General features: G+C 62.2%; 16 protein-coding genes. 8 read left to right on the plus strand and 8 right to left on the minus strand.

Features of this window, described 5'->3' with window-relative positions; translation table 11 throughout:
* Nucleotides 1-393 precede the first annotated feature (393 nt).
* Nucleotides 394-1,590 (minus strand): MFS transporter, encoded by a 1,197-nt coding sequence (locus tag M0814_RS05685; protein ID WP_103486569.1) that lies wholly within the window; start codon nucleotides 1,588-1,590, stop codon nucleotides 394-396.
* Between the two features lie 120 nt (nucleotides 1,591-1,710).
* On the opposite strand from M0814_RS05685, the gene M0814_RS05690 reads away from it, so the two are divergent.
* Together M0814_RS05690 and M0814_RS05695 are read left to right on the plus strand one after the other, a co-directional pair.
* A complete protein-coding gene (locus M0814_RS05690; RefSeq protein ID WP_103486570.1) occupies nucleotides 1,711-2,610 on the plus strand; it encodes a LysR family transcriptional regulator in 900 nt (299 codons plus the stop codon).
* A gap of 92 nt (nucleotides 2,611-2,702) precedes the next feature.
* Complete coding sequence (locus tag M0814_RS05695) at nucleotides 2,703-3,599, plus strand: DUF2242 domain-containing protein (protein ID WP_103486571.1); 897 nt, start codon at nucleotides 2,703-2,705, stop codon at nucleotides 3,597-3,599.
* A gap of 387 nt (nucleotides 3,600-3,986) precedes the next feature.
* Here the strand turns inward: M0814_RS05695 and M0814_RS05700 are convergent, their stop codons facing one another.
* Both M0814_RS05700 and M0814_RS05705 read right to left on the minus strand, forming a co-directional pair.
* Nucleotides 3,987-5,027 carry an AraC family transcriptional regulator gene (locus tag M0814_RS05700; protein WP_103486572.1) on the minus strand — a complete coding sequence of 347 codons (1,041 nt, stop codon included), beginning with the start codon at nucleotides 5,025-5,027 and terminating at the stop codon, nucleotides 3,987-3,989.
* A 3-nt stretch (nucleotides 5,028-5,030) separates the two neighbouring features.
* Nucleotides 5,031-6,161 (minus strand): nitrilase-related carbon-nitrogen hydrolase, encoded by a 1,131-nt coding sequence (locus tag M0814_RS05705; protein ID WP_103486573.1) that lies wholly within the window; start codon nucleotides 6,159-6,161, stop codon nucleotides 5,031-5,033.
* A gap of 206 nt (nucleotides 6,162-6,367) precedes the next feature.
* Here M0814_RS05705 and M0814_RS05710 point away from each other — a divergent pair, with 206 nt between their 5' ends.
* Nucleotides 6,368-8,404 (plus strand): NADPH-dependent 2,4-dienoyl-CoA reductase, encoded by a 2,037-nt coding sequence (locus M0814_RS05710; RefSeq protein ID WP_103486574.1) that lies wholly within the window; start codon nucleotides 6,368-6,370, stop codon nucleotides 8,402-8,404.
* Nucleotides 8,405-8,631: 227 nt separating this feature from the next.
* On the plus strand, nucleotides 8,632-9,558 hold the full coding sequence (locus M0814_RS05715) for a pyridoxal-phosphate dependent enzyme (protein WP_103486575.1): 927 nt from the start codon (nucleotides 8,632-8,634) through the stop codon (nucleotides 9,556-9,558).
* Between the two features lie 160 nt (nucleotides 9,559-9,718).
* Here M0814_RS05715 and M0814_RS05720 read toward each other — a convergent pair whose 3' ends face one another.
* The 3 genes from M0814_RS05720 to M0814_RS05730 all read right to left on the minus strand — a co-directional run bounded on the left by M0814_RS05720 (nucleotide 9,719) and on the right by M0814_RS05730 (nucleotide 12,547).
* Nucleotides 9,719-10,267 carry a cytochrome b gene (locus M0814_RS05720; protein WP_103486576.1) on the minus strand — a complete coding sequence of 183 codons (549 nt, stop codon included), beginning with the start codon at nucleotides 10,265-10,267 and terminating at the stop codon, nucleotides 9,719-9,721.
* A gap of 197 nt (nucleotides 10,268-10,464) precedes the next feature.
* Nucleotides 10,465-11,292: a phosphonoacetaldehyde hydrolase gene (gene phnX / locus M0814_RS05725; RefSeq protein WP_103486577.1), complete on the minus strand. Its 828-nt coding sequence runs from the start codon at nucleotides 11,290-11,292 to the stop codon at nucleotides 10,465-10,467.
* Between the two features lie 145 nt (nucleotides 11,293-11,437).
* A complete protein-coding gene (locus M0814_RS05730) occupies nucleotides 11,438-12,547 on the minus strand; it encodes a 2-aminoethylphosphonate--pyruvate transaminase (protein ID WP_103486578.1) in 1,110 nt (369 codons plus the stop codon).
* A 113-nt stretch (nucleotides 12,548-12,660) separates the two neighbouring features.
* On the opposite strand from M0814_RS05730, the gene M0814_RS05735 reads away from it, so the two are divergent.
* Nucleotides 12,661-13,521, plus strand: coding sequence for a LysR substrate-binding domain-containing protein (locus M0814_RS05735; RefSeq protein ID WP_103486579.1), 861 nt, complete (start codon nucleotides 12,661-12,663; stop codon nucleotides 13,519-13,521).
* A gap of 121 nt (nucleotides 13,522-13,642) precedes the next feature.
* Here M0814_RS05735 and M0814_RS05740 read toward each other — a convergent pair whose 3' ends face one another.
* Nucleotides 13,643-14,515, minus strand: a complete 873-nt coding sequence (locus tag M0814_RS05740; RefSeq protein ID WP_103486580.1) for a LysR family transcriptional regulator — start codon at nucleotides 14,513-14,515, stop codon at nucleotides 13,643-13,645.
* 269 nt (nucleotides 14,516-14,784) lie between these two features.
* On the opposite strand from M0814_RS05740, the gene M0814_RS05745 reads away from it, so the two are divergent.
* Both M0814_RS05745 and M0814_RS05750 read left to right on the plus strand, forming a co-directional pair.
* Nucleotides 14,785-16,110 (plus strand): MFS transporter, encoded by a 1,326-nt coding sequence (locus M0814_RS05745; RefSeq protein ID WP_103486581.1) that lies wholly within the window; start codon nucleotides 14,785-14,787, stop codon nucleotides 16,108-16,110.
* A gap of 70 nt (nucleotides 16,111-16,180) precedes the next feature.
* Nucleotides 16,181-17,572 carry an FAD-dependent oxidoreductase gene (locus tag M0814_RS05750; protein ID WP_103486582.1) on the plus strand — a complete coding sequence of 464 codons (1,392 nt, stop codon included), beginning with the start codon at nucleotides 16,181-16,183 and terminating at the stop codon, nucleotides 17,570-17,572.
* Between the two features lie 538 nt (nucleotides 17,573-18,110).
* On the opposite strand, the gene tssI is transcribed toward M0814_RS05750, so the two are convergent.
* A complete protein-coding gene (tssI, locus tag M0814_RS05755; RefSeq protein ID WP_103486227.1) occupies nucleotides 18,111-19,496 on the minus strand; it encodes a type VI secretion system tip protein TssI/VgrG in 1,386 nt (461 codons plus the stop codon).
* Between the two features lie 221 nt (nucleotides 19,497-19,717).
* Here tssI and M0814_RS05760 point away from each other — a divergent pair, with 221 nt between their 5' ends.
* Nucleotides 19,718-20,422 carry a YebC/PmpR family DNA-binding transcriptional regulator gene (locus M0814_RS05760; RefSeq protein WP_003223660.1) on the plus strand — a complete coding sequence of 235 codons (705 nt, stop codon included), beginning with the start codon at nucleotides 19,718-19,720 and terminating at the stop codon, nucleotides 20,420-20,422.
* Nucleotides 20,423-20,483: the final 61 nt, after the last annotated feature.

Genomic DNA, 20,483 nt, shown 5'->3' on the forward strand with positions numbered 1-20,483 from the left:
CGCTTAGGCTCAGTGTTCCCTCGCTCCGGGATTCATCCGGGGGCATCGCCTCCGGTTTGCTTCGCTGCACCTCCTCTCGATGTGTTCGACTGCGTCGAACGGTCGCTGCGCTCCCACCCCCGGATAAATCCCTCCACTCAGCCTGCCGATGGGGCCGACACGGCAAGATCAAGAGCTTTCGGCGAGCTGACACTCGGCCATTTGAGTGGGGCGGCTTCGCCGCATGCGGGGCACGCTTTCTAAACTGTAGGAGCCAGCCAGCCAGCCAGCCAGCCTGCTGGCGAAGGCGGCCTGACAGCCGACCAACCTCTTACTGATGTACTCGGCCCCACTGTGGGAGCGGGCTTGCTCGCGAAGGCAGCCTAGCAGCCACCCACTCCCTCACAGTCCCAATCAAGCCAACCCATTCCCCCGAGCCCTGAGCGCCGCATACAAAGTCAAAACCAGTAACCCCACAACAATCCATGGAAACGCGCCAACCCCCAGATTCCCCAGCAGTAATCCCCCCACCAGTCCGCCGCCGGCGATCCCGACATTCCACAGCGTTACCAGCATCGACTGCGCTGTATCAGCGGCATCCCCGGCGGTTTTCGCTGAAGCTGTCTGCAGCAGCGAGGGCATCGCACCGAATGCCAGGCCCCACACGGCGACGGCGATGTACACCACGGTCGCCGATTCTCGCCACAGGCCCAAGGCGATGGCGGAGAGCATGAACAGCAGCGTGCTGATCAGCATCAGCTCGCGTAGCCAGTGGTCGATCAGGCTGCCGACGATCCACAGGCTCAGCACCGACGCCAGGCCAAATACCAGCAGCACGCGGTCGATATCGCTGGCCAGTCCCGACGGTTGCAGGAACGGTGCGATGTAGGTGTACAGCAGGTTGTGAGCAACCACGTAGGACAGGGTCACGAATAGTACCGGTCGCACGCCGGGCAGGGTGAAGACCTGACGCAGGGGCAATTGTTTTCCCACGCGCTCGCCGGGGAAGTCCGGCACTTGCCAGCGCACCCAGGCCACCAGCAGCAGCGTCAGTGCGGTCATGATCGCGAAGCTCAGGCGCCAGCCGACCATCGTGCCGAGCAACGTTCCCGTCGGGATGCCCAGCGACAGGGCAAGCGGCGCGCCCAGCATGGCGACGGTGATGGCCCGCCCTTGCAGGTGGGGCGCAACCATGCGGCTGGCATAGCCTGCCAGCAATGCCCAGAGCAACCCGGCGAAGACCCCGGCCAGAAGTCGTGCGATCAAGGTCAGCCAGTACAGCTCTGACAGGGCGGTGATGCTGTTGGCGATGGCGAAGCCGCCGATGGCTGACAGCAACAATGGGCGCCGGCGCCAGCTGCGGGTGGCGATGGTCAGCGGAATGGCGGCGAGCATCGAACCAATGGCGTACAGCGTGACCAGTTGGCCGATCAGCGCTTGCGAGACATTTAGCCCAGCGCTCATCTGTGGGAGCAGGCCGGCGGGCATGGCTTCGGTCAGCACGGTGATGAAGCCGGCGGTGGCCAGGGCCAGCAGGGCGCCGAGGGGCAAGCGTTCGGGTTCTTCAAGTGCAGTGTCGGGGCCTGGCGAGGTGATTTGTGCGTCGTTCATGAGTCAGCGTCCATGTGCCGAAGGGGATGAAGGCCATAGGCTAGGACGCTGCGCATTGGAGAAAAATGGGTTACGGTTCCGAACATATCGGACACGGATGTCGTGAATGGGAGGAGTGGAATGGACAGCCTGGGCAGTATTTCGGTGTTTGTGCAGGTTGCCGAGACCCGCAGTTTTACCGAAGCGGGGCGGCTGCAGGGCGTGTCGTCTTCGGCGGTCGGCAAAAGTATCGCGCGGCTGGAGGCGCGACTTGGCGTGCGGTTGTTTCATCGCACGACTCGCAGCATCACCCTGACCAGCGAGGGTGCGCTGTTCCTCGAGCGCTGTCGCAAGATTCTCGCCGAGGTGGAAGCCGCCGAGTTCGAACTGTGCAATTCCGCGTCGCAACCCCATGGCAAGTTGCGTATCAGCCTGCCGCAGGTGCATGGACTAGTGATGCCGGTGATGAACGAGTTCATGGCGCTGTACCCGCAGATCGAGCTGGATCTGGACCTGACCGATCGCATGGTCGATGTGGTCGAGGAGGGCTTCGATGCAGTGATTCGCACCGGCAAGCCTCGGGATTCAAGGCTGATGGCGCGGCCCTTGGGTGAGTTTCACATGGTGCTGGTGGCGAGCCCGCTGTATCTGCAGCAACGTGGCATGCCGCAGATTCCGGCCGATCTGGCGGATCACGCCTGTTTGCGGCATACCTTTCATGCCACCGGAAAGCTGGAACCGTGGCCGTTGATCCGCGAGGAAAGCGCACCTGAAGCGCGTCTGCCGACCCGACTGGTCAGCACTTCTATCGAAGCCGTCAGCCATGCAGCCATTGCCGGCATGGGCATCGCCTGCCTGCCGGACTTCATGACCCATGAGGCAGTGGCGCAGGGGCGCTTGCAACGGGTGCTGGATGCTCATCTGCAACACGTCGGTCAGTTCTGGGTGTTGTGGCCGTCGAGCCGCCATGCAACCGCCAAATTGCGGGTATTTATCGATCATTTATCGACGCGGCTTTTTCCCGACGCTCATCCTCGGTAAAGTTGTAACTGTTTTAAGACACTAATCCGTGCGCCGCGGGGCCGCGATCTGTTGCACAATACGCCCCGGACCGTTTTCCCTCAGGATGTTTAATGTTGATTTCAACTCCCATGCGTGTCGTTGGGTTGGCGCTGTTGTTGACCGCTGTGGCCGGCTGTTCGAAAGACAAGCCGATCTATGAGCATGAGAATTTCGACGATTCCGGTACGTATTCTCGCAATTACCCGGTTGCCGATGTCGCCAGTTGCGAGGCGGCCCGTCGTGCGCTGCTCAGCCAGGGCTACATCATCACCAGCAGTGACCCGAAACTGGTCAGTGGCCACAAGAGCTTCCAGCAAACCGGTGAAACCCACCTGGAGATCAGCTTCAACGTGGTCTGCGCCGAAGATGGCAGTGCCAAGCACCATGCCACAGTGTTCGCCAACGCCTTGCAGGATCGCTACGCGCTGAAGAAAACCAACAACTCCGCCAGCCTCGGAGTCGGCGTGTTGGGTTCGGTGTCGATGCCGATCGGTTCCTCCGATGATTCGATGGTCAAGGTCGCCAGTGAGACCGTGACCTCGCAGAAGTTCTACGAGCGATTCTTCACCCTGGTCGAACTGTTCCTGCCGGCGGATGCGAAGAAAGCGGCGCACATCGAAGAAAAACCCAAGACCGACCTCGGTGTGCCGGAGCCGAAGCCTGCCGCTGTAGCGCCGGCAACCCCGGCAACCCCGGCACCGGCGGTAGAGACAACGCCTGCACCGCCGCCAGCCGGGATTGTCGAGCCAGCCCAGACCACGGCGCCGGCAGCCCCGGCAACGACCCCAGCGCCGGCCCCGGTTGCACCGACGCCAGTGGGTTCCGAACCTGTGGTGCCGCCTGCCGAGCCCGCGCCGATCACCCCGGCAACGACTGCTGAACCTGCTCCGGCTACCGAAACGATCACGCCGCCGGCCAACCCGACCAATATCCCGCCGCCGTCCGAGCCGATTCCGGCGATGCAATAAGCTGCGCGCAGCCCTCCTGTGGGAGCGGGCTTGCTCGCGAAAGCGGAGTGTCAGTCAATATATATGTTGATTGACACTGCGCCTTCGCGAGCAAGCCCGCTCCCGCATTTGTTTTGTGGTGTACTCAAATCTCGTTACATTCCCCCGACAAAAATCCTGCGATAAATTCCTGACCACCTGCTACGTTTTATTCATGAAGGCGGGATGTCACTTTTCCTTCATACGGGCACGATAGGCTCGAAGCACTGGTCAGTTAACCGGGCTATTTTTCAAGCGAGCAGCAGGGGGATGACACGATGGATGACTATCAAGAAGAACTGCTCGAATACCAGGCCTTTGAGCTCGATCAGCCAGAACCGGCAGAAGACGCCACTGAGCTGTAAGGCGTCAGGCGGTTTTGCGGTGACTGCGGCGAAACTCGCCAGGGGTCTGCCCGCTCCAGCGTTTGAAAGCGCGCTGAAACGCCTCGGCTGAAGCAAAGCCCAGCAGGTAGGCAATTTCGCCGAACGCCAGTTCGGTGTCGCGGATGTAGGTCATCGCCAGATCACGGCGGGTGTCATTGAGGATCGCACGAAACTGCGTGCCTTCCTCGGCCAGTTTGCGCCGCAACGTCCAGGTCGGCAGCTTCAGACGCGCCGCCACTTCTTCCAGGTCGGGTTCCCGGCCACCATTGAGCAACGGCCCCAACAGCTGAGTGATGCGTTCACGCAGACTGCGGGTGCGGGTCAATTGCTCCAGCTCCCGTTCGCACAACGCGAGCAAATGCTTCCAGGTGCTCGGGCAGTGCTCCGGGTTGCGCTGAGCGAGGCTGGTGAGGCTTAAGCGCAGTTGATTGCGTTCGGCGCCGAACTGCAGCGGGCAGTCGCCCAGCACGCTGTAGGCGTCGCGATAGGTTGGCTCGTCAAATTCGATTTCGATGCGTTCCGCTCGCAGTTGCTCGCGGCCGACGCTGGACAGCTGATGCAGCCAGCCAGCGATGATTGAATCCACCACAAAGCGGTTATAGGCGTTGTACGGGCTGATCGAATAGAAGCGCAGCCAGGCGCCATTCGCGTCTTCATGAAAACTCGATTGGCCGCGATAGTTGGAACCGTACAACGGCTCGAAGCGGATCAGGCAACGGGCGGCCTCGCGCACGGTCGGCGCCTGAGCGGCGGTGACCCCGGCGAGCCCGGCCTGACTCAAACGACTGAGCTGGCCCATACGCAGGCCCAGAGCCGGGTCGCCGGTCAACTGAATCGCGCTGTGCCCCAGCCGCATGTAGCGCGGGATCGACAGCCGCGCGCCGGCCTCGGCCAGTCGAGCGGCGTCCAGCCCGTATTGTTCCAGCAGCGGTTGCGGGTCGACGCCATGGCTGCGCACGGCATCGGCAAGGCTGTGGACGAAGCCAACCGACAGATCCCCAAGGCGCATCGGCATTGGTTTCATGGCTTACAACCAGATGTTCAGCAGACGCGCGCCACGGGCTTCGCCATCGGCGAATTGCTGGCCGTTGCTGCTGAGGAAGCTTTGTCCCGAACCGGGCTTGTCCCAGAACTGGCCGCGCAGGAACACACTCATCCCGGCAATCGCGCGACTGCTCGGCGGCTGCGCGGTCAGCGTCAGGCGATGCCAGGCCTGACCCTCACTGATTTCCCCGGGCTTGAGGCTGACCGAACCCGGTGTGCTCGAACCCTTGTAGCCGGCCCACGGCTGATTCCAGGCGTCGTGACCGACGACGAAGGCGGGCACCGCCACCAGTTGCGCGCCTTGCTCGTCGAGTCGGCGATAGTTGTCGGGGTACCAACTGTCGCTGCCGATCAGCACACCCAGACGCCCGGCCGGGGTCTCGATCACGTTGATCGCATGCCCGTCTTCGCTATTGATCACGTCGCGCTGTTCGAAGATCGGGTGCATCTGCCGCTGGGGCTGGCCCAGCGGCACACCATCACGGCCGAACACCACGCTACTGTTGAACAGCGCGCCGCTGCCGGGTTTGAGCTGGCCGTCGCGGATGCTCGGTTCGGGCAAGACGATAGAACCGGCCACCAAGGTCACGTGGAATTCCTTGGCCAGCCCGCCGAACAGCGCCTGGTAATCCTTGGCCATGACTTTGGACTTCATGCGCAGGTGCGCGTCGTCGAGGCGATTTTCGCCCTTGGCAGTGAGCCAGGCGCGAGCGAATAGCAGCGGATTGCTCGCCGCCAGCCAGTTCATCGCTTCAACGAGAGTCGGGGCCTGATACAGCTCGTCTTTCTCGCCGCTGATCATCAGCCAGGTGCCGACATGCTCGGGCAGGACGACTACGGTTTTTTCGTTCAGCAGCCCCTGATCCTGCGCCTGCTGCAGATAAGCCGCGAGTTTGCGGTGCAGGCGCTCGGGACTTTGGTAGTCGGTGGGAAACAGTTCCGGCTGGATGCCCAGCAAATTGCCGCGATCGGCAGGGGTGCCCTGATCGACCGCCAGTTTGATGCGCAGGTCCGACAGGTAATGGCCCGCCGGCCGGTCCGCCGCCCACATGGCGTAGGTGGTCAGGGCGGCAACGATGGCCATGGAGAAAAACAGGTACAGAAGTTTGCGCATGAAAACCAACAACAGCCGGGTACAGGGTGTGGCACCTAGGGTAGGGCGCATGCCGGCGCTTGCCAAGTGGCGCTGCGCATTTGGATCAATAAGTTGTCAGTTTCGGTCATTGAGTGACAGCAGTGCGACTCTTAGTCTGTCGAACATGACTGACGGGGGACGCAGAGCTCCCGCAATTTCCGTGATCGCTCGTTGTGGAGTTACCGATGACCGCCCATTACCCGCACCTGTTGGCCCCGCTGGACCTGGGATTCACCACGCTGCGCAACCGCACCCTGATGGGTTCGATGCACACTGGCCTCGAAGAAAAACCGGGCGGCTTCGAACGCATGGCGGCGTACTTCGCCGAGCGCGCCCGGGGTGGTGTCGGCCTGATGGTCACCGGCGGTATCGGCCCGAACGATGAGGGCGGCGTGTACTCCGGCGCAGCCAAACTGACCACCGAGGAAGAAGCGCTCAAGCACCGCATCGTGACCCGCGCGGTGCATGAGGCGGGCGGCAAGATCTGCATGCAGATCCTCCACGCCGGGCGTTATGCCTACAGCCCGAAACAGGTCGCGCCGAGTGCGATTCAGGCACCGATCAACCCGTTCAAGCCCAAAGAGCTGGACGAGGAAGGCATCGAGAAACAGATCAGCGATTTCGTCACCTGTTCGGTACTGGCGCAGAGCGCCGAGTACGACGGCGTGGAAATCATGGGCTCGGAAGGTTATTTCATTAACCAGTTCCTCGCCGCGCACACCAACCACCGTACCGACCGCTGGGGTGGCAGCTACGAAAACCGCATGCGCCTGCCGGTGGAAATCGTCCGTCGTGTACGTGAAGCGGTGGGCCCGAACTTCATCATCATTTTCCGCCTGTCGATGCTCGATCTGGTCGAGGGCGGCAGCAGTTGGGAAGAAATCGTGACCCTGGCCAAAGCCATCGAGCAGGCCGGCGCGACCATCATCAACACCGGCATCGGCTGGCACGAAGCACGCATTCCGACCATCGCCACCAAAGTGCCGCGCGCCGCGTTCAGCAAGGTCACCGCCAAACTGCGTGGTTCGGTGAGCATTCCGCTGATTACCACCAACCGCATCAACACCCCGGAAATCGCCGAGCAGATCCTTGCTGAAGGTGACGCCGACATGGTCTCGATGGCCCGGCCGTTCCTCGCCGATCCGGACTTCGTCAACAAGGCCGCGGAAGGCCGCGCCGATGAAATCAACACCTGCATCGGTTGCAACCAGGCGTGCCTCGATCACACCTTCGGCGGCAAACTCACCAGTTGCCTGGTCAACCCGCGTGCCTGCCACGAAACCGAACTCAACTACCTGCCGGTGCAGCAGATCAAGAAGATCGCGGTGGTCGGTGCCGGCCCTGCCGGTCTGTCCGCCGCGACCGTGGCCGCCGAGCGCGGGCATCAGGTGACGTTGTTTGATTCGGCCAGCGAAATCGGTGGCCAGTTCAACATCGCCAAGCGTGTGCCGGGCAAGGAAGAGTTCTTCGAAACCCTGCGCTACTTCAAGCGCAAGCTGCAGACCACCCATGTCGAGGTGTGCCTGAACACTCGCGTTGACGTGGCGAAACTGGTCGAGGGCGGTTACGACGAAATCATCCTCGCCACCGGCATTGCGCCGCGAGTGCCGGCGATTCCGGGTGTCGAAAATGCCAAGGTGCTGAGCTACCTGGACGTGATCCTCGAGCGCAAACCGGTGGGCAAACGCGTGGCGGTGATCGGTGCGGGCGGTATCGGTTTCGACGTCTCGGAATTCCTTGTGCACCAAGGCGTGGCCACCAGTCTGGATCGCACCGCGTTCTGGAAGGAGTGGGGCATCGACACGAATCTGGAAGCCCGTGGTGGCGTGGCCGGGATCAAAGCGGCGCCGCATGCACCGGCCCGTGAAGTGTTCCTGTTGCAGCGCAAGAAAACCAAGGTCGGCGACGGTCTGGGCAAGACCACCGGCTGGATTCACCGCACTGGCCTGAAGAACAAGCAGGTGCAGATGCTCAACAGCGTCGAATACCTGAAGATCGACGACGAAGGCCTGCACATCCGTATCGGCGAAACCGGCGAGCCGCAAGTGCTGGCGGTGGACAACATCGTGATCTGCGCCGGCCAGGATCCGCTGCGTGAGCTGCAGGACGGTCTGGTGGCGGCGGGGCAGAACGTGCACCTGATCGGCGGCGCCGATGTGGCGGCGGAGCTGGATGCCAAGCGCGCGATCAATCAGGGTTCGCGTCTGGCTGCTGAACTGTAAGCCCCACAAATCTCCAATGTGGGAGCGGGCTTGCTCGCGAAAGCGGAGTGTCAGCCAATACACATGTCGACTGACACGACGCCTTCGCGAGCAAGCCCGCTCCCACAGTAGATCTGTGGTGTTCGCAGAGTTTATGGATGGCGCGGATCCTGTAGGAGTGAGCCTGCTCGCGATGGCGTCCTGTGAGCGATTAGAATGCCGGCTCAGTCCAGAATGATCATTCGGCCATGCTTCTTCCTCCCGCCAACTGGCTACCCCAAGCCCCCCTCGAACGGCTTCAGCTCGACTGGCTCAGCACCGCCGGTATCGAGGTCGCCATCCTGCGTCTGGACCGGATCGACCCGCTGATCAGTGGCAACAAGTGGTTCAAACTCGTTGAGCACCTCAAGGCCGCCGATCGCGCCGGGGCGCGAGGCATCATCAGTCTTGGTGGCGCACATTCCAATCATCTGCATGCGCTCGCAGCGGCGGGCAAACGTCTGGGCTTCAAAACCGTCGGCCTGTTGCGTGGGCATCCGCAGCAGACGCCCACGGTTGTGGATTTGCAGGCGTTCGGCATGCAACTGCACTGGCTGGGGTTTGGCGGCTATCGGGCGCGGCATGCGCCGGGGTTCTGGCAGCCGTGGCAGACACAGTATCCGGACTTTCATGCGGTGCCGGAGGGCGGCGGCGGATTGCCCGGGGCGCTCGGTTGTGCGGCGCTGAAGGCGCAGGTCAACGCGCAATTGGCCGGATTGGGCTGGAGCGATTATCACGGCTGGTGGCTGGCCTGCGGCACCGGGACGACGTTGGCAGGGCTGGTGCTCGCCGAGGCGGGAGAACATCCGGTTTACGGTGCGCTGGCGGTGCCGGAGGATCATGGCGTGGCACCGCAGGTTGAGGCGATTATTCAGGAGGCGGGGCGGGTTGCGGTGGACTACGCGCTGTTCGACGCGAGCCGGGGTGGTTTTGCCAAGGTTGATGCACAGTTGCTTGAATTCATCGAGAGCACTGAGCGCAGTAGTGGCGTTCCGCTGGAGCCGCTGTACACCGGCAAGGCGTTATTGGCGCTGAAGCAGCAGGTTGAAGCGGGCAGATTCGAGCACGGCACGCGGCTGATCTTCGTGCATACCGGCGGCTTGCAGGGGCGCCGCGGATTCAGTTCCTGCAGTTGAACTTATGTGGCGAGGGAGCTTGCTCCCGCTCGGCGGCGCAGCCGTCGCAAGTCCAGCGACATCGCTCTGCCGGAATGTCCGCATTTTCAGAATTTGGGTCTGCTGCGCAGCCCAGCGGGAGCAAGCTCCCTCGCCACAGGGCATGTCACTGAACCAATGTTCAATTGCGCTTGGGCATCATCCGCAACAGGGTGTTATCGCCGACCACATAATGGTGATACAGCCCCGCCAGCGCATGCAGGCCGATCAGCCAGTAGCCGATGTTGCCGATCAACACGTGCCAGTGTTCCACCTGCTTGGCGAAAGCCTTGTCTTCATTGACCAGCAGTGGCAGATCGAAGCCGTAGAACATCACCTGATGCCCCTCGGCGCTGGTGATCAGCCAGCCGAGGATCGGCATGCTGATCATGAACAGGTACAACAGCCAGTGCATCACCCGCGCCAGCAAGGTCTGCCATTGGGGGGACGCCGGGAAGATTTTCGGTGCCGGGCCGATGCTGCGGGCCACCAGACGAAACCACACCAGCACGAACACGGTCAGGCCGAGCATGTAATGCACTTCGCGAATCAGCGAGCGGCCGCCACTGCCCTTGGGAAAGATCCCGCGCAACTCCATGCTGGCATACACCAGGATCAACAGGACCAGCATCAGCCAGTGCAGCAGCACGGACACGGTGCTGTAGCGGGATTCGGAACTTGTCCACGGCATACGGTATTTCCTCACGGATCAGGGTCGCTGCGTGCCGTTCTTGTGCGACGGCATGCTTTAACTGTAATCCGCTTTGACGGATTTGCCTGATGCTGATCGGTCTTTTAATGCGCTGAATCAGGTGTTGTGCTGCTTTTTCATAAAAAAACGCCAGTGTCACGAAGACACTGGCGTTTTTTCTTTTAACGCAGCGGCGATCAGCTCGATTGTGGCATTTCACCGTTGGCCAGGCGCTTGTTGATATCGGCAATCACCTCCGGCAAGTCGCTGATGGTGTCGATCATGTAGTGCGGACGCGAATCGGCGAACAGCGCGTGGATGCGTTTGCGTTCGCTGGCCAGTTCATCACTGCCCAGTGCACGGTAGCCGGCGTAATCCAGGCCCAGCGCGTTGCCCGAGCAGATCAGCGCCACAGTCCACATCCCGGCGCGACGGCCTTCGAGGATGCCCGGCACGGTGTCATCGATCTTCACGCAGGCGCCGACGTCGTCGATGCCCAGGGCGATCACGTTGGCCAGGGCCTGAGCCGGCCACGGACGGCCATTTGGCACTTCGTCGGTGGCAACCACGTGATCGGCGACGTAGCCGTTGCTGGCGGCCAGCGCCACGACCTTGTCCATCACCTGTTTCGGGTAGCCGGAGCAGGAGCCGATCTTGATCCCTTGCTGGCGCAGGTTGGCGATGGTTTCCAGTGCGCCGGGAATCAGCGCCGAGTGTTCGGCGATCTTTTCGATCTGCAATGGCATAAAGCGGTTGTAGATGGCGGTGACGTCGTCATCGGTCGGGGTGCGGCCGAACGCTTTGCGATAACGCTCGGCCACTTGCGGCTGATCGCACAGGGTGCGGATGTGGTCCCACTTGCCCATGCCCATCGGGCCACGCGCCTCTTCGATGGACACCTGCACATCGAATTCGGCGAAGGCTTCGACGAAGATCTGCGTTGGCGCGAACGAGCCGAAATCGACCACGGTCCCGGCCCAGTCGAGGATGGCGGCTTGCAGTTTGCTTGGGTTGGTGTAGTTCATGGCAATCAATTCCTGAGTTGGCAATACGGTTCAAAACTGTGGGAGCGGGCTTGCTCGCGAAGGCGTTGTGTCAGTCGACATTAACGTTGAATGTTCAACCGCTTTCGCGAGCAAGCCCGCTCCCACAGGGGGATTAGGGTGCAGTTCAGATCTCGAGCACTTCCATCTCGCGCAGCACTTCACCCACTGCCGCGACGGCCTGGCGCATTTCGTCCGGGCTGACGTGGCCGATGCAGCCGACGCGGAAGGTTTCGACCTGGGTCAGCTTGCCGGGGTAGAGGATGTAACCCTTGGCCTTGACCCGTTCGTAGAAGTCCTTGAACTGGTAGCGCGGGTCCTTCGGGGCATGGAAGGTGGCGATGATCGGCGCCTGGATCGCCGCCGGCAGAAAGCTGCGCAGCCCGAGCTTGCCCATCTCTTCCATCAGCGCCTGGCAGTTGGCGGCGTAGCGCGCATGGCGAGCGGGGAGGCCACCTTCTTCGTTGTATTGCAGCAGCGCTTCGTGCAGCGCCGCGACCACATGGGTCGGCGGGGTGAAGCGCCACTGACCGGTCTTCTGCATGTAGCTGTGCTGGTCGTACAGGTCCATCGCCAGCGAGTGCGAATTGCCAGCGGCGGCAGCCAGCGATTCTTTGCGAGCAAAGACGAAACCCATCCCCGGCACGCCCTCCAGACACTTGCCGGAAGCGGCGATCAGCGCGTCGAACGGCACTCTTTGCGCGTCCACCGGCAGTGCGCCGAACGAGCTCATGGCGTCGATGATCAAGCGCTTGCCGTGTTGCGCAACGACGTCAGCGATCTCCGGCAACGGGTTGAGGATGCCGGTGCTGGTTTCGCAGTGAATCAGCGCAACATGGGTGATGTCGCCGTCGGCGCGCAGCAGACGATCGACGTCGGCGGCGGTAGTCGGTTCGTCTTCGGCAGTCTCAAAGGTGCTGAACGAGCGGCCGAGCACTTCGCAGATCTTCGCCAGACGCTTGCCGTAGGCGCCGTTGATCAGCACCAGGACTTTACCGTCACGCGGCACCAGGGTACCGATGGCAGCTTCGACGGCGAAGGTGCCGCTGCCCTGCAACGGCACGCAGTGGTGAGTGGCGGCGCCGTTGAGGATCGCCAGCAGTTGTTCGCAGAGGCTGGCGGTCAGTTGATTGAAGCGGTCATCCCATGACCCCCAGTCGACCATCATTGCCTGGCGGGTGCGCGCCGAGGTGGTCAACGGGCCGGGAGTGAGCAGGATGGGGGCGGCAGTACTCATTCGTATGTCCTCGCGAAAGCGCTGTGGGATGAAGCTACGGGGCATACGTTGCAATTCGGCGTTGCATCAATCAAATTGTTTGTTGTTATGCCAGCCATCAGTGAGGGTTATTCATGAATCTGTTCCAGCTGCGTGCCTTCGACGCCGTGGCCCGGGAAGGCAGCTTCACTCGCGCCGCTGCGCGCTTGTTTATCAGTCAGCCGGCGGTCACCGGGCATATCAAAGCGCTGGAGGAGCACTACCAGATCACCTTGTTGCGCCGTACGGCACGCCGGGTGGAGCTGACCGAGGAGGGCACCAAACTGGCGGCGATCACCCGCGCCATGTTCGGTCTGGCCGAAGAAGCGCAGACCATGCTTGAGGCCAACCGTCAGTTGCTCACCGGGCGTCTGGAGGTGGCGGCGGACGGTCCGCACATGGTCATGCCGATGCTCGCCAGCCTGCGCGCACGTTATCCGGGGATCACGGTGAATCTGCGCCTGGGCAATGCGCAGGAAACCCTCGCCGCGCTGCTATCCGAGCATGCGGACGTGGCAGTGTTGACTGAGGTCGAACCGCGCAAGGGCCTGCACCTGCAAGCCTTGAGCGAATCGCGGATCTGTGCGCTGGTGCCCGCCGGGCATGCGTGGGCGCAGCGTGCCGGCGAAGTAAAGCTCAAGGAGCTGGATCAGGTGATCATGGTGCTGCGCGAGCCGAGTTCGATCACCCGGCGCACCTTTGATCAGGCCTGCATGCAGGCGGCGGTGCATCCGCGAGTGTTGCTGGAGCTCGACAGTCGCGAGGCGGTGACCGAAGCGGTGGCGGCGGAGCTGGGGGTGGGTGTGGTGTCTTCGGTGGAAGTCAGCCATGACCCGCGGGTGGTGGCGATTCCGATTGTCGGGGACGGGTTGGTCAATCGGCACATGATCGGGTGTATGGAGCGGCGGCGGGAGTTGCGCTTGATTCAGGCGTTCTTCGGCCTGACGACAGTCTGACAATTCGCGGCGCGTCATTCGCGAGCAAGCTCGCTCCCACAGGTATTGTGGCGTGTACATAATGTGTGAACGACCGAGGACCCTGTGGGAGCGAGCTTGCTCGCGAAGGGGCCAGGCCTGTTTACGCAAGGCTCTCGCGCACCATATCGAGAAACGTCGCCACCACCCGCCGCGAACTCTGCTCACGCAAGCACACCAGCGTCTCAGTCAACCGCCGGGTGCAATCGGTAATCGGCAACGCACACACCCGCGAATCCGCGCCAAACTCCGCCGCCGACACCACCCCCACACCAATTCCCACCACCACCGCCTCACGCGCGGCTTCCCGGCCCTCGACCTGAATCGCCGGGCGAATACGGAACCCGGCGCGGGCCATTTCTTCTTCCAGGGTCTGCCGGGTCACCGAGCCGTGTTCGCGCAGCACCAGCGGCGTGTCGTCGAGATCGGCCAGGCAGATCGACTCACGCTCGGCCCACGGGTGATGGCGCGAAACGAACGCCACCATCGGGTCGTTGCGCAGTGGCACGCACAGCAGGCGCTCATCAGTGACATCGCGCCCGAGCAGCGCCAGATCGGCCTGATAGTTGAACAGGCGAAACAGCGATTCATCGGTGTTGCCGGTTTCGATCTTCACGCTGATCCCCGGGTAGCGCTCGCAAAATCGCGCGATCTGCGGCAGCACATGCACCGGCGCATCCACTGCCAGAATCAGGCTGCCGGTTTGCAAGGCCCGGGAATCCTGCAGCAACTCCTGTGCTTCAGCCTCAATCACAAACAGCCGTTGGGTAATCGCCAGCAGACGCTCACCGAGATCGGTCAGGCGCACCGAACGCTTGTTGCGGTGAAACAGCAACACGCCAAAGCGTTCCTCGAGTTTGCGCACCTGGTCGGAAATCGCCGGTTGTGTGAGAAAAAGCCGTTCGGCGGCTTTGGTGAAGCTTCCGTGGACAGCCACGGCGTGAAAGGCTTTGAGCTGGGCGTGGGACACCGACATGCAGCCTCCAGTAACAAGCTGAGCTTATGTGTGAAATACGATAAATCGATTTTATTTATTAAACAGTAATTGCTTTGATCCGCTCACGCCATCGCTGCCTGTCTGTTCGGACAGCAGGGTTGGCGATGAGCCTGTGCGTGCAACAACAGGACTCATCTGACCGCTATCGCCATCAGGGATGGGCGCTGGCGCAGTGCTCAACAATAAAAAACACAGGCGTTTACTTAACGATTCTGCCGGCACACTCACACCCTGAGGTCAGAACCACAATGAACAAGCACATCGGCACCATTGCGCGTTGGCGCATGCAGATTTTCGCTATCACCTGGCTCGCGTACGCCGCTTTCTATTTCACCCGCAAAGCGTTTTCGGTGGCCAAACTGGGCATCGCCGAAGACCCGACGTTCATGCTCGACAAGATGGCCATGGCCAACCTCGATGCGATCTATCTGGCGGCCTACGCCATCGGCCAATTCACCTGGGGCATGCTCGCCGACCGCTTTGGCCCAAGGGTTGTGGTGCTCGGCGGGCTGTTGATTTCCGCGGGTGCGGCACTGGTGATGGGCAGCTTCGCCACGCTGCCGATTTTCGCCACCTGCATGCTGATTCAGGGCCTGGCGCAATCCACCGGCTGGTCGGGGCTGTGCAAGAACCTCGGCAGTTTCTTCCCGGCCGAACAGCGTGGGCGGGTACTCGGTCTGTGGAGTTCCTGCTACGCGTTTGGCGGTCTGGTGGCCTCGCCGTTCGCCGGCTGGTGGGCGTATACGCTGATTGGCACCTGGCACGCGGCGTTCATTTCCAGTGCTGCGGTAGTGGCGGCGGTAGCGGTGCTGTTCTTTATATTCCAGCGCAACAAACCGGAAGACGTCGGCTTGCCAGCGGTGGAGCCGGAGCCGGAATTGAGTGCGGCAGAGACCGAAGCCAACAGCAAACTCAGCGTCTGGGAGCCGTTGAAGGAAATTCTGCGCAACCGCACGGTGCTGGTGCTGGGCCTGGCGTATTTCATGCTGAAACCGGCGCGCTACGCGATTCTGCTGTGGGGCCCGGTGATTGTCTTCGAACAGATGCCCAGTGTCGGCAAGGTCGGCGCGGCGATCATTCCCACCTCGTTCGAACTGGCCGGGTTGCTCGGGCCGATCATGATCGGTCTGGCCTCGGACAAACTGTTCGGCGCCCGGCGCATGCCGGCCTGCGTCCTCAGCCTGCTGGCGCTGACCGTGACGTTGGCGCTGTTCATGGGCGCGTTGCACACCGGCAGCGTGATGCTGGTGGTGGCGCTGCTGTTTGTCATGGGCCTGACCCTGTACGGGCCGGACTCGATGATCAGCGGCGCGGCGGCGATCGACTTCGGCAAGGCCAAGGCCGGTGCCACCGCGGCCGGTTTCGTCAACGGCTGCGGCTCGGTCGGCGCGGTGCTCGGCGGATTGCTGCCGGGTTACTTCGATTCGGTGACGGTATTCATCGTCTTCGCCGGCTGCGCGTTGTTCTCGGCGCTGGTGCTGATTCCGCACTGGAACAGCCGCCCGGTCGGGGTGATGGAGCCGCGCGCGTCCATCCCCAATTGCCCGCTGACCATCAAACCCCTGCGTAACTGAAACCCTTGCCTCGCGGCCTGCTGCGGCGCTCGCGGCAGGCTGTGTCGTGGCCATCTGAATGGAGAATCCCATGCGACCGTTTTGGCTCGAACAGGCCTTGCAGGCCGATCCATCCGCAACGTGCCCACCGCTGCAAGGCGAAGTGCGCAGCGACGTGTGCATCGTCGGCGGCGGCTACACCGGGTTGTGGACGGCGATCATGCTCAAGCAGCAGAACCCTGAACTCGATGTGCTGCTGATCGAAGCCGACATCTGCGGCGCCGGTGCCAGCGGGCGCAACGGCGGTTGTGCGTTGTCGTGGTCAGCCAAGTATTTCACCCTCGAGCGGCTGTTCGGCGTCGAGGAGGCGGTACGTCTGGTCAAGGAATCCGAGCGCAGCATCCACGCCATCGGCGCGTTCTGCGAACAGTACGGCGTCGAGGCCGATTACCGCCTCGACGGCACGCTGTACACCGCTACAAACAAGGCGCAGGTTGGCTCGACCGACGCGGTGATCGCGGCGCTGGAGGGGCAGGGCATCAACTCATTCACCCAGCGCCCGGTGGCCGATGTGCAGCGCATGGCCGGTTCCGGCAAGCATCTGGAGGGCTGGTTCTCGCCGGCAGCTGCCAGTGTGCAACCGGGCAAACTGGTGCGCGGCCTGCGCCGGGTGGCGTTGCAACTGGGCGTGAAGATCCATGAAAACACTGCGATGACCGGCCTGGAAGAAGGCCGCCCGGCGCGGATTCATACCGCTAACGGCAGGGTGATTGCCGACCGCGTGGTGTTGGCGATGAATGCGTGGATGGCCCGCGCGTTTCCGCAGTTCGAGCGTAGCGTGGCGATTGTTTCCAGCGACATGCTGATCACCGAGCCGCGCCCCGATCTGCTGCAGGACATCGGTTTGACCAGCGGCGTCACGGTGCTCGATTCGCGGATTTTCGTGCACTACTACCACAACACGCCGGACGGCCGGATCATGCTTGGCAAGGGGGGTAACACCTTCGCTTTTGGTGGGCGGATGTTGCCGGTGTTCGATCAGCCGTCGCCTTATGCGGATTTGCTCAAGCGCAGCCTTGGGGAGTTTTTTCCGGCGTTTACCGAGGTCAAGGTCGATGCGACGTGGAATGGGCCGTCGGATCGCTCGGTGACCGGGTTGCCGTTTTTTGGGCAGATGAGTGCCAGTGGCAATGTGTTTTATGGCTTTGGTTATTCCGGCAGTGGCGTCGGGCCGTGTCATATGGGCGGGCAGATTCTTGCTTCGTTGGTGCAGGGGCTTGATAACCCTTGGACCCGTTCGCCATTGGTGAATGGGCCGTTGGGGTATTTTCCGCCGGAGCCGATTCGGTATCTGGGGTCGTTGGTGGTGCGTAATGCGATTCGGCGCAAGGAGCGGGCTGAGGATCATGGGCGGCGGCCGCGGCATCTGGATGTGCGGTTGGCGAGGTTTGCGGCGGCGGCGGGGAAGGCTGACAAGGGGTGATTGGGGGGTGGCGAGCGCTGCGTTCTTTTGGGTTACCGAGTACATATCCGTTTCTGCGGTAACGGCTTCTTATGGTTTCGCTCTTACAGCGACTCACTTTTCCAGACGCCGAAAAGTAAGCAAAAGGCTTGGCCCCGGCGTACGGCCCTCGCTTAGGCTCGGGTTCCTTCGTTGCGGGGTTCATCCGGGGGCATCGCCTCCGGTTTGCTTCGCTGCACCTCCTCTCGATGTGTTTGGCTGCGCCAAACGTCGCTGCGCTCCCACCCCCGGATAAACCCCTCCACTCAGCCTGCCGAAGGGGCCGGCACGGCAAGATCAAGGGCTTTCGGCGAGCTGACACTCGGCCATGAGTGGTGAAAAGCATGCGCTTGGCTTTAGCTCTTCTGTGGGAGCTGGCTTGCCAGCGATGGCGGCCTACGAGCCGACCAATCTCCAACTGCCCGCACCCAATCCAACTGTAGGAGTGAGCCTGCTCGCGATAGCAACCTCCCAGCCAACCAGGTTCCGGCCGCTGTACTCATTTCAATCTCTGCGGCGCTTACGGATCGGCGCCATGGAGCAGCCAATCGAGCAACAGGCTGCTGTCGCGCGGTGGCGACGTTTCGCGCGGTGGCGCGGGCCGCGGGTTGGCGAGGCAGAGGATCGGTCGATCCGGGTCGCTGTCGAGGAAGCTCACCCACACCTCACTGCCGGCGCGGGGTAGCTGGTGGGCGGCGAGTTGGCCGGCGCCGGTCAGCGCGATCGGCAGCCACAGGCATGCAGACTCAGCGGTCTGCGCCGGCCAGAGGCTGACGCCGATGCGCCCGCGATCGTCCAGTGGCGCTGGCTGGCCGGGCAATCCCAGCACTTGCGCCAGGTGATAGCCGCCGATGTTCGGACGTGGCTGTGCCAGAGGCGGGCGGAAATCGCTCGACCAAGGCAGGGCAGTAAAGTCGTTTTGATAGCGATGCACACCCGTAGTCGGATCAAGAATCGAAGGGTGCTGGCCTTGATGGTGCAGTTCGGTGATCAGCCATTGTTCGTTGAAGGCATTGATCGGGTGCCCGCTGATCTGCAACAGATGGCCGCTGCGCAGTGCGCTGCAATCGCAGCAGCCCCGGATCGTGCGCGACTGGCAGCGCTGGCGTTGCAGGTGGCGACGGCTGCGTTGTTCGGCGTGGCGCTGTTCGCCCGACAGGTTCAACGGTGTAAGCGCGGGCACGGGGTGGTTGGCCGCGTCTGCGGCGCTGATCTCCTGGCCCCGGTTGCGAATGCTGTGCGCGGCCATGACCGGTGTCGCGTCATGGCGTTGCAGCAGGGTGCTGATGCGCGGTGACGGCGTGTCGTCGGTCACGGCAAACGGCACGGGCAATGGTTCCTGCGGCAGGCTCAGGTTGTCATCGGCAAACACCACGACATGCCCCTGCGGGCGATGTTCGAAGTGATAGTGAATGCCTTCCTCCTCACACAGTCGTTGCATGAAGGCCAGGTCGCTTTCCTCGAACTGAAGGCAAAATTCCCTTGGTGGGTATTGGCCGACGCTCATCTCGATCCGGTAACTGTCCGCCGGCAGTTCATGTTCGCCGAGCAATTGCGCGAGGATCGTCGGCACACTCGCTTGCACGAAGACCCGGCGCCGCGGCGACTGCTCCAGACTCAGCAGATGCGGGACCAGCGTCAGCCGGTAACCGATACGGTGGCTGGCGCGATGTTCGCAACTGACACTGTGGATCAGGCCATGAATCCCGTGATCGACGCCCAGACGCAGGAACGCCGGTTGGCGCAGCAGGCTTCCCGGCGGCAGGGCGGGGGCCAGACCGATCACGTCAATCTCGAAACGAAAAGGCTGATTCAGTGCTTCCTTGCCGCTGAAACGCAGCACCGGCAGGCACAGTTGGCCGTCACTCAGGGTCAGGGTGAAAGGGCTTTCCTTGTCATTGAGCATTCGTACGGGCTCTGTGGGGCAATACGGACGGCAGAGGGTACGAAAACGCGAGCACGAATGGTCATGGCTAGTGTGGTTTTCAGAATCGCCCTACAAGGTGTGGTGAAGATGTCGATTCAACAATGAATATTTTTGGTCGATTGCCAACTTTAGGCCGTATAAACTTGGCGCCACGCGTCGGCCAATAGATGTCTCGGCGCCACAGATCAAGAGAGTGAGTAATGGGCGCACAGTGGAAGGTTAAACACAAAGAAGCGGCAGCCAACGCCAAGGGCAAGATCTTCGGCAAACTGGTGAAAGAAATCACCATCGCTGCCCGCAACGGTGCCGATACCGCCACCAACGCACACCTGCGTCTGGTGGTCGAACAGGCCAAGAAAGCTTCGATGCCCAAGGAAACCCTGGACCGCGCCATCAAGAAAGGCGCCGGCCTGCTGGGCGAAACCGTGCAGTACCACCGCGTGACGTACGAAGGTTTCGCGCCGCATCAGGTTCCGTTGATCGTCGAGTGCGTCACCGACAACATCAACCGCACCGTCGCAGAAATTCGCGTGGCCTTCCGTAAGGGCCAACTGGGTGCTTCCGGTTCGGTGGCCTGGGATTTCAACCACGTCGGCATGATTGAAGCTGCGCCGGACACCCCGGACGCCGATCCGGAAATGGCCGCGATCGAGGCCGGTGCCCAGGACTTCGAACCGGGCGAAGAGGGCGCGACCCTGTTCCTGACCGATCCGACCGATCTCGACGCGGTACAGAAGGCCCTGCCTGAGCAAGGTTTCACTGTGCTGTCGGCCAAACTCGGCTACCAGCCGAAGAACCCGGTCAGCGGCCTGAGTGCCGAGCAGATGGCTGAAGTTGAAGCGTTCCTCGAAGGCCTCGACAACCATGACGATGTGCAGGACATGTTTGTTGGTCTGGCGGGCTGATCTGTTGCAAAGATAACTTTGGCGAGGGAGCTTGCTCCCGCTCGGCTGCCCAGCAGTCGTT

It is taken from the genome of Pseudomonas sp. MWU12-2020, from assembly GCF_023100605.1.
GTDB classification, from domain to species: domain Bacteria; phylum Pseudomonadota; class Gammaproteobacteria; order Pseudomonadales; family Pseudomonadaceae; genus Aquipseudomonas; species Aquipseudomonas fluorescens_H.

What these genes read in the sequence shown, in the direction of transcription:
- M0814_RS05710 (WP_103486574.1), top strand. Translation starts at nt 6,368, where the DNA reads ATGACCGCCCATTACCCGCACCTGTTGGCCCCGCTGGACCTGGGATTC.
- M0814_RS05690 (WP_103486570.1), top strand. Translation starts at nt 1,711, where the DNA reads ATGGACAGCCTGGGCAGTATTTCGGTGTTTGTGCAGGTTGCCGAGACC.
- M0814_RS05750 (WP_103486582.1), top strand. Translation starts at nt 16,181, where the DNA reads ATGCGACCGTTTTGGCTCGAACAGGCCTTGCAGGCCGATCCATCCGCA.
- tssI (WP_103486227.1), bottom strand. Translation starts at nt 19,496, where the DNA reads ATGCTCAATGACAAGGAAAGCCCTTTCACCCTGACCCTGAGTGACGGC.
- M0814_RS05685 (WP_103486569.1), bottom strand. Translation starts at nt 1,590, where the DNA reads ATGAACGACGCACAAATCACCTCGCCAGGCCCCGACACTGCACTTGAA.
- M0814_RS05700 (WP_103486572.1), bottom strand. Translation starts at nt 5,027, where the DNA reads ATGAAACCAATGCCGATGCGCCTTGGGGATCTGTCGGTTGGCTTCGTC.
- M0814_RS05730 (WP_103486578.1), bottom strand. Translation starts at nt 12,547, where the DNA reads ATGAGTACTGCCGCCCCCATCCTGCTCACTCCCGGCCCGTTGACCACC.
- M0814_RS05715 (WP_103486575.1), top strand. Translation starts at nt 8,632, where the DNA reads ATGCTTCTTCCTCCCGCCAACTGGCTACCCCAAGCCCCCCTCGAACGG.
- M0814_RS05695 (WP_103486571.1), top strand. Translation starts at nt 2,703, where the DNA reads ATGTTGATTTCAACTCCCATGCGTGTCGTTGGGTTGGCGCTGTTGTTG.
- M0814_RS05720 (WP_103486576.1), bottom strand. Translation starts at nt 10,267, where the DNA reads ATGCCGTGGACAAGTTCCGAATCCCGCTACAGCACCGTGTCCGTGCTG.
- M0814_RS05745 (WP_103486581.1), top strand. Translation starts at nt 14,785, where the DNA reads ATGAACAAGCACATCGGCACCATTGCGCGTTGGCGCATGCAGATTTTC.
- M0814_RS05735 (WP_103486579.1), top strand. Translation starts at nt 12,661, where the DNA reads ATGAATCTGTTCCAGCTGCGTGCCTTCGACGCCGTGGCCCGGGAAGGC.
- M0814_RS05760 (WP_003223660.1), top strand. Translation starts at nt 19,718, where the DNA reads ATGGGCGCACAGTGGAAGGTTAAACACAAAGAAGCGGCAGCCAACGCC.
- M0814_RS05740 (WP_103486580.1), bottom strand. Translation starts at nt 14,515, where the DNA reads ATGTCGGTGTCCCACGCCCAGCTCAAAGCCTTTCACGCCGTGGCTGTC.
- M0814_RS05705 (WP_103486573.1), bottom strand. Translation starts at nt 6,161, where the DNA reads ATGCGCAAACTTCTGTACCTGTTTTTCTCCATGGCCATCGTTGCCGCC.
- phnX (WP_103486577.1), bottom strand. Translation starts at nt 11,292, where the DNA reads ATGAACTACACCAACCCAAGCAAACTGCAAGCCGCCATCCTCGACTGG.